Genomic DNA, 331 nt, shown 5'->3' with positions numbered 1-331 from the left:
AGTGCGCCACGTCGATCGCCGCTTCGGCGACGTCCGCGCCCTGCGGAACATCTCGTTGGACGTCGAGGCCGGCACGATGGTCGCGCTCGTCGGCCGGTCGGGCTCCGGGAAAACCTCGCTGCTCAACGTCATCGGCGGCCTCGACCGGCCGGACGACGGAACCGTCACGATCGACAGCACCGAGGTCACCGCACTCGATGAGGACGGCCTCTCCCAGCTACGCCGGGACAAGGTCTCCTACGTCTTCCAGACCTTCGGGCTCATCCCCGTCCTCTCCGCGGCCGAGAACATCGGCGTGCCGCTGCGCCTGGCCCGGGTCTCCCCCGCCGAC

At 70.1% G+C, this 331-nt stretch carries 1 protein-coding gene; it reads left to right on the top strand.

Features of this window, described 5'->3' with window-relative positions; all coding sequences use genetic code 11:
- Position 1: 1 nt before the first annotated feature.
- The coding region (locus tag FL583_RS39850) for an ATP-binding cassette domain-containing protein (protein ID WP_420843245.1) at positions 2–331 on the top strand (330 nt) is incomplete at its 3' end.

It is taken from the genome of Cryptosporangium phraense (assembly GCF_006912135.1).
Taxonomy (GTDB): domain Bacteria; phylum Actinomycetota; class Actinomycetes; order Mycobacteriales; family Cryptosporangiaceae; genus Cryptosporangium; species Cryptosporangium phraense.
Note: the sequence above shows the minus strand (reverse complement) of the source record. Positions and strands in the feature narration are given on the sequence as shown.